Source organism: Ruegeria sp. AL11, from assembly GCF_056540865.1.
Window position 1 is genome coordinate 122410 of the sequence record NZ_JBQFXO010000010.1, and the last position, 13035, is coordinate 135444.

Sequence of the window (13035 nt, forward strand, 5' to 3'; positions counted from 1 at the left end):
GTGGCAGGGTATTTGTGTCGCAAGTCAAACCCTAGGCGATCTAGCGACGGCCTTCGCGAAGCCAGCCGCCCAGCAGGAAGCCACCAGCCAGCAGCAGTACCAGCCACGGCGGCAGCAACCCGGCTTGGGTAACGTCCCGCGTCTCATAGGCCTCGCGCGGGGTAAGACCGATCCAGCCACGCCCCGCCGCCGGACGCCCAGCGCGGACGTTGCGGATTGAAGGTAAACCCTCTTCCAGCCGGATCACACCACCGCGCATGGCGGCGATCACAGGCTCCAGCACTTCACCTGTTGCGATGGTACGCTCAAACTCTTTCGGAGCCGCAGGACCGAGGCCGATCACGGCCATCAAATCGCCCTCCTGCAGGCGATAGAGGCCAATCTCGGGTCCGAAATATTGCGCCTCGAACCGTCCGGGCGAGACCTCTTCAAGGATGATCTCAAGCGTTTCGCCATTGGGCCGAGTGATCGTGACCGGACCGACCTCTTCCTCGAGAGTCTGGCGAATAATGCGCATCGACTGGCCGTTCGCCTCGGCCCAGAGCGCTTCTTCTTCAAGCTCGGGCTCTTTCATCATCCAATGGGCCAGACGGCGCAGCAGTTCCAACTGAGGCCCGCCGCCTTCAAAACCCCGGCTCCATAGCCAGGCGTGGTCTGACGCCAACAGGGCCACCCGTCCCTCACCGACCCGGTCCAATACCAACAGCGGCCGGTCCTCAAGGCCGGTCATAAGCACCTGGCCCGAGCGCTCATTCACATCGATCTGGCGCAGCCACGCGCCCCAATCCTCGGAATCAACAAGATTGGTGGTCACAGGGTGCCGATGCCCCAGATCGCTGACCATGGGAACATAGCGCTCTTCGATCACCCGTGCCGTCGGTTGCGCCGGAAGACTGCCCGCGAGGGGCGAGCGGAAGATGCTGTCCGCGGTGGCGAAATCAGGGCCTGCGGCGATCAGCACAGCGCCCCCGTTGTCGATATAATCGGCCACGTTATCCAGATAGATCGCAGGCAAGATGCCCCGGCGTTTGTAGCGATCAAAGATGATCAGGTCGAAATCATTGATCTTCTCCAGAAACAACTCACGTGTCGGGAAGGCGATCAGAGACAATTCATCCACCGGGACGCCGTCCTGTTTCTCGGGCGGGCGCAGAATGGTGAAATGCACCAGATCGACCGAGCTGTCGGATTTAAGCAGGTTGCGCCAGGTGCGTCCGCCGGGATGCGGCTCGCCCGACACCAGCAGGACGCGCAGGCGGTCGCGCACGCCGTTCATCTGGATCAATGCGGTATTGTTGCGATCGGTCAGCTCACCATCGGCCTCCGGGACCGTGAATTGGATGACGTTCCGCCCACCATGCGGCAGAGAAATCGGCAGTTCGACATCCACGCCAATGGGTATACGGAATTCCTCCGGCTCGCCCCCGTCAACCGAGATCTCAAGCGGCGCGCTGGTGGCCCCGCCCGGAGCCGCGCCGCTGTCTTCAACGCGCAGAGTCAGGGTTACGGGTTCACCGATTATGGCAAAGGCAGGCGCATTGCGGACGATGAGCCTGCGGTCCCAGTCGCTCTCGCGCCCGGTTTGCAAAAGATGCAGAGGCGCGGGCAGGTCAGGTGCTCGATCAACGTCATGAACGATCCCGTCCGAGACCACCAGTATACCAGCCACCCGCGCACGCGGCTCCTCGGCCAGGGCCGCATTCACCGCGGCCATGACCTGCGTGCCTTCGTCGCCATCGCCGTCGCCCACGCGGATGCGGCGCAGTTCGGTATTGTCGCGCGACTCGATCTCGGCCGCCAAGGCCTCAGCCGCTTGGGCAGTTTGGTCGGCTCGGTCCGAGAGTGTCTGGCTGGCGCTTTCATCCTCGATCATTAGGACGATATCTGTCAGCGGCGCGCGGTCTTCGACCTGGTAGACCGGACCGGCAAGCGCCGCGATCACCACCAAAACGGCCAACCCGCGCAAAGCCCATCCGGACAACCCACGCCAGACCGCCAAGACCACACCTGCAACGGCGATCGAGGCGACCGCAAGTAGTATTGGCCAAGGGATCAGCGGATCAAATATAACGGTTCCGGTCATTGTCCCAACCTGTCCAGCAGAGCAGGCACATGGACCTGATCGGATTTGTAGTTCCCGGTCAGCACATGCATCACCAGATTGACCCCAAAGCGATTGGCCAGCTCGCGCTGACGCTCCCCCGCATAGCCACGCCCGACCGGCAGCAGAGCCTGCCCGTTGCGATCTACCGCCCAGGCCCCGGCCCAGTCATTGCCGCCGATCACCACGGGCGTTACGTTGTCGTTGAGGTTGCGGAAAGGCATCCCTTCGATCTGTTCGGCATCCAGCGGAGCGGCCTCGACCCAGACATCGGTTCCGGCGTAGCGTCCGGGGAAATCCTGCAGAAGATAGAAAGTTCGCGTTAGCACGTGATCGTTCGGAATCGGCTCTAACGCGGGGATATTTAGCGGCGCAGCCAGTTGCTGCAGCTTTCGCCCATTGGGGCTGGAGGCACCGAAACCCGCGATATCCGCATCGCGCGTGTCAAACAGGATCATACCGCCCGAGCGCAGATAAGCATTCAGCTTGGCATAGGCCTCATCCGAGGGGCGCGGCTGATCTTGCGTGATGGGCCAGTAGAGCAGCGGGAAAAAGGCCAGCTCATCCCGTTCCAGATCAACGCCAATCGGCGCAGCGGGTTCGACCGAGGTTCGGTAGTTCAACGTCTGGGCCAATCCCTGCAACCCGGCTTGCGCGATGTCGTCCACCTGGCTGTCGCCAGTCAGCACATGCGCCAAAACCAGTTCATGCGTGGCGGCGAGGGCAAAGTCGGTCTCATCGGGCGACTGCGCCTGCGCCTCGGGCACGAGCAACACGGCCCCCATAGCAACCGCTGCCGCCTTGGCCAGACCCAATCGGCCCGACAAGGCCAGAGACGCGATTACGTCCACGGTCAAAAGGATCAATGCGAGGCTCAGAAGTATTCCTCCCAAGGGCGTCTCGGTTGAGGCCTCCTGCCCACGGATCGGCACATCTGCGGGCCATGCAACAGGGCTGAGCGTTGTATCCTCGGACAGCACATTCCGCGCCAGCTTTTGCTTCCCACTTTCATAGAGGCCAGGACGAAGGTCGGGCCCAATCTGTCCTGACACCAGCTCAACCCCATCCACACCCGCCAGCGTACCGGCATCGGACAACGCGCCGAACCCATCCATGATCTGAACCGGCTCCCACGTGGTGCCCTCCAATTGCGCGACCTGACGCGATTTCGCGGCCGAGGCGACGGCCAGACGGTCCAGCATTTCCACGAACAGGCCAGACAGCGGCAGGCTGGACCATTCCGCATCGGCGGTCACATGGAACAGGACAACCTGCCCCAAGCCAAGCGCCTTGCGCGTGACCAGAGGTGTACCGTCCGACAGTGACGCAATCACGCGATCCGCCAAGTTAGGGTCTGGTTGCGCCATGACCTGAGTGGACACGGTCACGTCGTTTGGTATCTGCAACCCGTAAAAGGGCGAGTCTTCGGGGAACGGTGCCAGTGTCTTGGATTCCCCCCAGCTCATTGCGCCGCCAACGGTGCGACCGCCGCTGCGCAAGCGAACTGGCAGCAGCGTATCCTCTTCATCGCGACCCAGATCGCTCGCCGCCATGCGGGGCCCTGCAAATCGCAGCAACAGGCCGCCCTGTTCGACCCATTCGATCAGGGCAACCTCTTCCGGACCCGAGATCTGGGCGACGTCCGACAGCACAATTACATCGGGATTTGCAGGTAGAACCTCGGGCAGGCCGCCCTCAACAAAATCGGCGGTGGGGATCAGAACCTGCGTGAGGTAATGGAGCGGCGACAACAGCTCCAACCCCTCGCGGTTGAGGGTTCCGGCGATCAGCGCAACCTCGCGCCGCCGCAAACTGTCATCGGTTAGCGTCACCGCCCCGGCCGAGCGCTGGCCCTGCAGCTCAAACCGTGTGATCCGGGCGCGCAGCTCAGACGGTAGAGCGAGGTCGATCTGGGCCTGTGTTTCTCCGGTTGCGAAAGTCATCTCGGCCGATTGCAGTACCCGTGCCGTGCCTGCCGGGTCACGGCCTTGCGCCAGAACGGTCACGCTCTCCTCCGGGCCCGGTTCGGCCCGCAATGCGGTCAATTGAATGACTCCGTCCTGATAAACGGCAGGCAAAAGTGCCAACGCTGCCGCGTTTGAGCGGTAGACGGTGACCTGCCCGCGGGACTGTAGTTCAGACACTAACTCAGGGTGTTTTTCATAGCTCAAGCGGTCGCTGAACCAATGCGTATCAAACCCGCCCTCGACCTGATCCAGCGCGGCGATGACCTGATCAACCTGATCTTCGGTCGGCTGCCACGGGTTCGGAACAAGCCCCGGCAAACGGTTGCGCCACGCCTCGGCCGCCTGAAACACGGGCGATTCCGGCTCGGTCAGGCGCAGGATCGAGACGGGGCGGCCTGCGCGCCCGGCTTCGGTCAATTGCGCGTCGATCTGGTCCAGCGTCGACGACCAGCGCGTGGCCCCGGCCCAGCTTGCATCCAACACCAACATCAGGGGACCTGTGCCCGTCTGATCGCGCGACGGGTTCAACACGGGACCGGCCAAACCGATAATGATCGCCGCCGCCGCCAGCATCCGCAGCAAAAGCAACCACCAAGGCGTTCGGTCCGATACGCTTTCGTCGTCTTTGAGGCCGAGCAAAAGTGTAACCGCCGGGAACATTCGACGGATCGGCGCGGGCGGCACCGCGCGCAGGATCAGCCACAGAATCGGCAGGGTCAGCAGACCCAACAACACCCACGGCGCAGTGAAACCGATGCCCGCCAAAACGGTCATTGAACACCCCCGTCCAGCGCACGATAGAGCCACAATAGAGCCGATTGCGCGCTTTCTCCGGTGTGGTGCAAACCCAATTGCCAACCAGTCGCGCGGCACAGATGCGTTAGCGCATCCTTGCGCTCGGCAAGGCGATCCAGATACCGGTCGCGCAGCTCTCCGGCCTTCAGGGTTTCATGCCGAATGGTGCCGCCGACGCTTTCAAAAATGGTGCGGCCCGCGAAGGGAAACGTCTCTTCCCCCGGATCGAGGACTTGCAACAAAACGCCCCGAACGCCGCGATCTGCTGCTTTGGTCAGGGCCAGTTCGACCTCATCCATTGGGCCAAGAAAGTCCGAGATGAACACAGCACGGGCGTGCGGGATCATGGCCCGGTGTTCGGGTGGCGCGTAGTCGACCTCCGAGTCCTCTGACCAGGCCTCGGCCAAACGAATGATCTGCGCGTTCCCGCGTCGGGGCGGCAGGGTTGTACCCGTCAAGCCAACGCGCTCGCCCCCGCGCACCAGAAGGATCGCAGTCGCCAGACCCAACAGCCTGGCGCGATCCGCCTTGGAGGGCAGCGCCTTGTCCGACGCAAAACGCATCGAGGCCCCCTGATCGACCCACAGCATGACCGATTGCGCGATCTGCCACTCGCGTTCGCGCACGAATTGCTGATCCCCGCGTGCCGAGCGGCGGTGGTCGATCATCCGGCGGCTGTCTCCTATCTGGGCGGGACGATATTGCCAGAAGTCGTCCCCCATGCCGGATCGCCGCCGACCATGGTCACCTAGTAGAACAGTGCCGGCCAGATGCTCGGCACGCGCCAAAAGCGGCGGCAGCCGGGACGCCTCGGCCTCGGATCGTTGACGAAGGGTCAGCGCAGCATTCACGCCGCAGCCTCAGTGCGGATCAGGCCAGCAGCTGTGCTGTCGATCAGGTCGGCAAGGCTGTCGCCCCGCGCACGTGCCGCAAAGTTCAGAGCCATCCGGTGGCTGAGAACCGGGCGGGCCATATCCAGAACGTCCTCGGCATTGGGGGCTAGACGCCCCTGCAGCATCGCCCGCGCCCGAACAGTCATCATCAGCGCCTGCGCCGCACGCGGACCGGGACCCCAGGCAACGGTTTCAGCGACGCGATCCGAGACACCCGCCTCGTCGGGACGGAACGCGCGGACCAGATCGAGGATCAATTCCACAACCGAGTCCCCCACAGGCATCCGGCGCAACAAGACCTGAGCGGCCAACAGCTCTTCTTTACTGAAGATCTGATGCGCCTCTTCTTCGGCTACACCGGTGGTGGCCAGAAGGATATCCCGCTCGGTCTGGCGATCAGGGTACTCCACGTCGATCTGCACCAGAAAACGGTCCAGCTGAGCTTCGGGCAGCGGATAGGTGCCCTCTTGCTCAATCGGGTTTTGCGTTGCCAACACGTGGAACGGCGTGCCTAGCACGCGGTCTTCGCCCGCCACGGTCACCGTGCGCTCCTGCATCGCTTGCAACAACGCCGACTGCGTCCGAGGGCTGGCGCGGTTGATCTCATCCGCCATCAGCAGCTCGCAAAAGATCGGCCCCGAAATAAACCGGAAATGGCGCGTGCCGTCATCGGCTGTATCCAGAACCTCGGATCCCAGAATATCGGCCGGCATCAGGTCGGGCGTGAACTGAATACGGTTGCCATGCAGGCCCATCACGGTCGACAGCGTCTCGACCAGTCGGGTTTTGCCCAGACCTGGCAAGCCGATCAGCAGGGCATGCCCCCCGCACAGCAGCGCCGTCAGGGTCAGGTCCACGACCCTCTCCTGCCCGATGAAGCGGCGGGTGATCGAGGATTTCGCCTCTTGCAGCTTGTTTTCCAACGCTTCGATCTCGGACACGAGGTCGGCAGGTTCGGACATGACTTTCCCTTCCGTGGACTATTATAGATGAAGTCTATCGCGCTGAGAGGAAATGGCAAAAGCAATGAGCGGACAAAAACCTGTGAAACCTTCCCCTGACGGTCTTGCGGCCTCGATCAAAGCGACCAAAACCAAGGGTTTACCCCCCGTTCACCTCTGGAATCCCCCTTTTTGCGGTGATCTGGACATCCGGATCGCCAAAGATGGCACTTGGAGTTATTTAGGCTCGCCCATCACCCGTTTCGAGCTTGTGAAGCTTTTTTCCTCAATTCTTAAGCTGGAGGACGGGAAATACTATCTGGTGACCCCGGTCGAGAAGGTGGGAATCACCGTCGAGGATGCGCCGTTCATCGCGGTCGATGTCGATGCCTCGGGCGAGGGTGAGGCGCAGGCTCTGACTTTCACCACCAAGGTTGGCGATATCGCGGTGGCCGGGCCGGATCATCCGATCCGCGTTGTCATGGACCCGCAGACCCAGGAACCCTCTCCATACATTCTGATCCGCGACGGGCTTGAGGCCCGGATTGACCGCAAGAGCTTTTACCGGCTGGTCGAGATGGGTACCCATCATGAGGACTGGTTCGGAGTTTGGTCCGAACAGCGCTTCTTTCCGTTGATCAAGTCAGAAGACCTGCCGGACTAAGCCGCCTTTGCAAATTTCCGATCCTGCGCCAGCACTACGGCCACCGCAACGACCCCTGCGCCCAAAGCGCGGGTCCAGTTCCACTCTTCCCCCAGCACCAGCATGATCAGCATCACGTAGAACGGTGCGATGTTGATGTGGAACGAGGCCAAAGCAACGCCCAGTTTCCCAACGGATCCGACAAACAGAACTTGGCTGAGGCCCATAGACACCAGAGCATAGATCCCAAGCATTCCGATCTGTTGAACATCAATCTGCGCCGTTGGCATGACATCCATACCCACTTGGCATGCCCCGAAAAACAGCAGCAAAGCGACGACTAAGCCGCCGAAGAACGTAATTGTGCTGCGCCCGGTCTGGCTCAGCTCGGGAAAATCCCTCGCCGTTGCCATAGTCGCCCAGCAGAACAACCCGGTGGACACGATGGCGCAGATCGCGCCCAAACCCAATTGCGCGGGCGCCACTGCACTGGTCGCGATCAGACCGCCAATGATGGACACCACAACGCCAAGCGCGAAATTCCAGCGCAACCGTCGTGCCCCGGTTGCCAGTTCGATCAGAGTGGCAAACAATGGCGCGCAGGAGGCAATGATGGCGACGGTCACAGGATCTGTCAGTTTTTGCGCCACGATGATCAGGAACATACCGGCCCCGAGTGTCCCGCCAACAAGCATCGCATGACCCCAACGGGCGCGTAAAACCCGGCTTGGCCCGTCGATCAGAAACCACAAAGGCACCATGACCGCCACTGCTAGCGCCAGGCGCGCCACGAACAGCGCGACCGGGGGCCAGGTCTGCAGCAACACTTCGGCCGCAGGAAACCCCGCTGCCCAGGTCAGCATGGACGCCACAGCCAAACCGTTTCCAGACAAGGCCGAGCTGCGGCCAGTGGACATAGGAAGAGTGTTCCCGCGCACAGGATCAGGGCTCATCGCCATGGGATCGGACCTTCTGTTGGAACGGCGCAGAAAAATGATTCGCCGTGTTAGCCCAAACATCTCTGGACTTGGGCCTGCCTTCTTGTCGATTTTCGACAATCTGTCGTTTTCAATCCCTTTCCTCGAAAATCGGTGGAGACTAAGCTTGGGCGGATCACCGACCCAAAGGCCTCTCATGCCCAAATTCGCTGCCAATATCTCTCTGCTCTTTGCCGAACTCCCGTATCTGGAGCGGTTCCAGGCCGCGGCTGAGGCGGGCTTCAAGGCCGTTGAAATTCTGTTCCCTTATGAGCTGGCCGCGAAAGAGACCCGCCGTGCCCTTCTGGCCAACGGTCTGGAGCTTGTGCTGATCAACGCGCCTCCCCCGAACTACACCGGGGGTGAGCCGGGCTATGCCGCCGTTCCCGGCGGTGAGGCGCGGTTCCAATCCGATATCCGCCGCGTCTTGCGCTATGCCGATGTGCTCAAACCCGGCCTGATCCACATCATGTCCGGCTATGCATCGGGGCCTGAGGCGCTGGATTGCTTTGTTCGCAACCTGCAATGGGCCGCCGATACAGCCCCCGGCCAGACCTTCACCATCGAGCCGCTGAACCCCGCGTCCCAGCCCGGCTATTTCCTCAACGACTACGATTTGGCCGCCGAGATTCTGGATCGCGTGGATCGCCCCAATTTAGGTCTGCAATATGACAGCTTTCACGCACAAATGATTCACTCGGACCCGTTGGAGATTTGGGACCGCTTTCACAATCGCGTCATCCACGCCCAGATCGGCGCAGCACCCCACAGGTCCGAACCGGGTAGCAGCGAACTGGATTTTCAGACCCTGTTCAAGGCGATGGAGGTCTCTGGCTATGAAGGATGGGTCAGTGCGGAATATACTCCCTCAACAGCTTTGACGACCTCGTCCCTAGATTGGATGCATAAGGCAGTTCTTGCCAATGCAGATCTCTGAACCGCAGATGGGGTCATCTGTTGTACCGTAGATACCAAGGAAGCACTTTATGATCCCTGCCCGCTACGCCCGCGCCGTGTTCAGCCTGATCATGTCGGGGCTAATGTCCTGCATCGTCACCGGGATCGCAACGGTCAAAGCCATCGGCTTTGGCCCGTCCACTCTTAGCGATTGGATGGCCTCATGGGCCTTTTGTTGGCCAATCGCCTTCTCCGTAATCCTGCTGTTTGGCCCCAGTGTGCAACGGTTCGTCAACCGCATGGTCAGGCCGCAGGACTGACCCGCTGCGAAGCGGGCCCGCCGGGCCTGATGAGCAGCGCCCTTTAGTGCGCTTCGGCCCAGTTCGCCCCCTGACCGGCGTCCACAACCAATTTCACGTCCAGCTTCACGGCAGGGTCTGAGGCACCCTCCATCACGTCCCGCGCAACGCCGATCACCTCATCCACCGCATCTTCGGCGACTTCGAACAGCAATTCGTCGTGGACCTGCAGCAGCATTTTGGCCGGCAACCCATTGATCGCCTCAGGCATCCGAACCATCGCGCGCCGGATCACATCTGCCGCCGTCCCCTGAATCGGAGCGTTAATCGCCGCCCGACGCGAGAATCCAGCATGTGGTCCCTTCGCGTTGATCTCAGGCGTATGGATCTTTCGTCCAAACAGCGTCTGCACGTAGCCATTCTCTTTGGCGAAGGCGACCGTGTCGTCCATATAGGCTCTAATACCCGGGAAACGCTCGAAATAGCGATCGATAAACCCCTGAGCCTCGGCCCGCGGGATACGTAGATTGCGCGCCAAGCCAAAGCCCGAGATACCATAGATCACACCAAAGTTGATCGCCTTGGCCTGACGGCGGATATCCGGCGTCATCTCATCCAGTGGCACATCGAACATCTCGGACGCGGTCATCGCATGAATGTCCAACCCGTCGGCAAAGGCCTGTTTTAACGCCGGTATCTCAGCGATATGCGCCAGAATACGCAACTCGATCTGGCTGTAGTCGAGACTGACCATCACATTGCCCGGCTCGGCGATGAACGCTTCGCGAATACGACGGCCTTCCTCGGTCCGGACGGGAATGTTCTGCAGGTTCGGATCGGTCGAGGCCAAACGGCCCGTGTTCGCGCCGGTGATCGAATAAGACGTATGCACACGGCCCGTGTCCGGATTGATATGGGTCTGTAGCGCATCCGTGTAGGTCGACTTCAACTTCGACAGCTGCCGCCAGTCCAGTACCCGGCGCGGCAACTCATGCTCGGTCGCCAGATCCCCAAGAATATCCGCCCCGGTCGAGTACTTCCCGGTTTTCCCCTTCTTGCCGCCTTCCAGGCCCATCTTGTCGAATAGGATCTCGCCCAACTGCGCGGGCGAACCGACATTGAAGTTCTCACCAGCCAATTCGTGAATTTCAGCCTCTAACCCGGCCATTTTCTGCGCGAAGGCGTTCGACATCCGGCTGAGAACATCGCGATCCACCTTGATGCCGTGCATCTCCATTTCCTTGAGAACCGGCACCAGCGGTCGTTCGAGCGTTTCATAAACCGTCGTCACCTGAACCTGATGCAGTTGCGGCTTGAACAACTGCCACAGGCGCAGCGTGATATCCGCATCCTCAGCCGCATAGGCCGTAGCCTCATCAATTGCGACCTTGTCGAAGGTGATCGCCGATTTGCCAGATCCCAGCAACGGTTTGATCGGGATCGGAGTATGGCTCAGATAGCGCTCGGACAGAGTGTCCATCCCATGCCCATGCTCACCGCCATGCATGGCATAGGACATCAGCATCGTGTCATCGATCGGAGCCACCTCGATGCCATAGCGCGCAAAGATCTTGGCGTCGTATTTCATGTTCTGCCCGATTTTGAGGATCGAGGGGTCTTCGAACAGCGGTTTTAACAGTGTTAGAGCCTCATCCAGCGGCATCTGCCCCTCGGCCAGCGCATCCGAGCCGAACAGATCATCCGCCGATCCGTCGCGGTGGGTCAGCGGGATATAACAGGCCTCACCGGCTTCGATACAAAGCGAAATGCCGACTAGATCGGCGATCATTTCGTTCAGCCCGGTTGTCTCGGTGTCTACGGCAACCCAGCCGCGTTCATAGGCCTGATCAATCCACTTCTGCAAAGCGCCCGCGTCCCGCACGCACTCGTATTTCGACGCGCCAAACGGGATCGCCTCGGCAATAATCTCTTCCGCGACTGGCGCGGGCGCATCGGCGATAACCGGAGCCTCGGCCCCCAGCTTGTCGGCAATCCGTTTGGTGAGGGTGCGGAACTCCATTTCTGCCAGAAAGCCCAGCAGGGTTTCGGGGTCAGGGTCCTGAACCTCAAGGTCGTCGAGGGTGAAATCCAGCGGCGTGTTCTCATCCAACTGCACCAACTTCTTCGACAGTTCGATCTGATCCCGCTTTTCGATCAGGGTCTGGCGGCGTTTGGGCTGTTTGATCTCTTCCGCACGGTCCAGCAGAGTTTCCAGATCGCCATATTCGTTGATCAACAGAGCCGCCGTCTTGACGCCGATTCCCGGAGCCCCCGGCACGTTATCAACGCTATCCCCGGCCAGCGCCTGCACATCAACCACGCGATCTGGCCCGACGCCAAATTTCTCGAACACGCCATCCGTGTCGATGCGTTTGTTCTTCATGGCGTCCAGCATCTCAACGCCGCCGCCGACCAACTGCATCAGGTCCTTGTCCGAGCTGACGATGGTCACGCGCCCACCCGCATCGCGCGCCTGAACGGCCAGCGTGGCGATGATGTCGTCAGCCTCATAGCCTTCCAATTCCTTGCAGGCGATGTTGAACGCGCGGGTGGCCTCGCGAGTCAGCGGCATCTGCGGGCGCAAATCCTCGGGCATCGCCTCGCGGTTGGCTTTGTAGAGATCATAAAGATCGTTGCGGAACGTATGCGAGCCCTTGTCAAAGATCACCGCCACATGGGTCGGCGCATCGGGGCCGGCGTTCCCCTCAACATATTTCTGCAGCATGTTGCAGAAGCCCGATACAGCCCCGATCGGCAAACCATCCGACTTGCGTGTCAGCGGAGGCAGCGCGTGATAGGCCCGAAAAATAAAGGCCGATCCGTCGATCAGATGCAGGTGACATCCTTTTCCGAAATTGCTCATGCGCGTGCTCCCTGTCGGTCAGGGACGGTTCTGCCACAGGGCCACGCGACTGACCAGTGAGGAACGTCAGTTAACCGCCAAAGAGGCCGCCAAACACATCCGAGAAACTGTGAAGCAGCCCCATGATAATCAGCGCGCCGAGGAAGGCAAAGAAGGCCATCGCGAAGAACTGAAACAGGATTGCGCCGACGCCAATGGTCACCCCGGCGATGGCAGGCCGCATCCGTTCATGGCGCAAAATGCCAATAGCAGAAACGACAATGGCCAGACCGCCCAGCATGGCGACACCGATCTGCAGGAAATCGTCCAGATCACGAGTTTGGGCGACAGGTTCGGGCTGCTCTAGCCCAGCAGCAGCACGCAGGGTGGATTTCCCAAACTCGGCCGCCAGCTCCCCCAGTGACACGCCGGTGGACTGCTGCGGCGCAAACGGCCCGGCCCAAAATACGAACAACGCCGCGAACAAGGCCATCGCCGCAAGGCAAAATCCGATCCAACCGAACACAGGGTTGGCAGTCTCAGTTGCAGAAATGTCCGTCATCACACTCACCTATGCTGACTGCACCACCTTAGTACCATCACAATCGCGGCAAGATTTGGGCAGAGGGCGGGTAAGGAGCTCTTCGGGATCGTTTTGTGCCTTGTTGACCATAGAAAAG

General features: G+C 60.8%; 10 protein-coding genes. 3 read left to right on the plus strand and 7 right to left on the minus strand.

What is annotated here, in order from left to right; translation table 11 throughout:
• Positions 1-40: 40 nt before the first annotated feature.
• Genes ACR0IP_RS16765 through ACR0IP_RS16780 form a run of 4 tightly spaced genes read right to left on the minus strand, consistent with a single transcriptional unit; the run spans position 41 to position 6718 of the window.
• Positions 41-2083 carry a hypothetical protein gene (locus tag ACR0IP_RS16765; RefSeq protein ID WP_480526815.1) on the minus strand — a complete coding sequence of 681 codons (2043 nt, stop codon included), beginning with the start codon at positions 2081-2083 and terminating at the stop codon, positions 41-43.
• Positions 2080-4842: a DUF4159 domain-containing protein gene (locus ACR0IP_RS16770; protein WP_480526817.1), complete on the minus strand. Its 2763-nt coding sequence runs from the start codon at positions 4840-4842 to the stop codon at positions 2080-2082. The genes ACR0IP_RS16765 and ACR0IP_RS16770 overlap by 4 nt, the downstream gene beginning before the upstream one ends.
• Positions 4839-5714, minus strand: coding sequence for a DUF58 domain-containing protein (locus ACR0IP_RS16775; RefSeq protein ID WP_480526819.1), 876 nt, complete (start codon positions 5712-5714; stop codon positions 4839-4841). The genes ACR0IP_RS16770 and ACR0IP_RS16775 overlap by 4 nt, the downstream gene beginning before the upstream one ends.
• A complete protein-coding gene (locus tag ACR0IP_RS16780) occupies positions 5711-6718 on the minus strand; it encodes an AAA family ATPase (RefSeq protein ID WP_170722031.1) in 1008 nt (335 codons plus the stop codon). The genes ACR0IP_RS16775 and ACR0IP_RS16780 overlap by 4 nt, the downstream gene beginning before the upstream one ends.
• Positions 6719-6782: 64 nt before the next feature.
• Here ACR0IP_RS16780 and ACR0IP_RS16785 point away from each other — a divergent pair, with 64 nt between their 5' ends.
• On the plus strand, positions 6783-7361 hold the full coding sequence (locus tag ACR0IP_RS16785; RefSeq protein WP_480526821.1) for a DUF1285 domain-containing protein: 579 nt from the start codon (positions 6783-6785) through the stop codon (positions 7359-7361).
• Here the strand turns inward: ACR0IP_RS16785 and ACR0IP_RS16790 are convergent.
• Complete coding sequence (locus ACR0IP_RS16790; RefSeq protein WP_480526823.1) at positions 7358-8299, minus strand: DMT family transporter; 942 nt, start codon at positions 8297-8299, stop codon at positions 7358-7360. The genes ACR0IP_RS16785 and ACR0IP_RS16790 overlap by 4 nt on opposite strands.
• Positions 8300-8474: 175 nt before the next feature.
• Between ACR0IP_RS16790 and ACR0IP_RS16795 the strand changes: the two genes are divergently transcribed.
• A complete protein-coding gene (locus ACR0IP_RS16795) occupies positions 8475-9254 on the plus strand; it encodes a hydroxypyruvate isomerase family protein (protein WP_480526825.1) in 780 nt (259 codons plus the stop codon).
• A gap of 49 nt (positions 9255-9303) precedes the next feature.
• On the plus strand, positions 9304-9534 hold the full coding sequence (locus tag ACR0IP_RS16800) for a DUF2798 domain-containing protein (RefSeq protein WP_480526827.1): 231 nt from the start codon (positions 9304-9306) through the stop codon (positions 9532-9534).
• Positions 9535-9577: 43 nt separating this feature from the next.
• Here ACR0IP_RS16800 and polA read toward each other — a convergent pair whose 3' ends face one another.
• Together polA and ACR0IP_RS16810 are read right to left on the minus strand one after the other, a co-directional pair.
• Positions 9578-12376 (minus strand): DNA polymerase I, encoded by a 2799-nt coding sequence (gene polA / locus ACR0IP_RS16805; RefSeq protein ID WP_480526829.1) that lies wholly within the window; start codon positions 12374-12376, stop codon positions 9578-9580.
• A 70-nt stretch (positions 12377-12446) separates the two neighbouring features.
• Entirely contained in the window at positions 12447-12917 is a 471-nt protein-coding gene (locus ACR0IP_RS16810) for a hypothetical protein (RefSeq protein ID WP_170379533.1), read from the minus strand.
• Positions 12918-13035 lie beyond the last annotated feature (118 nt).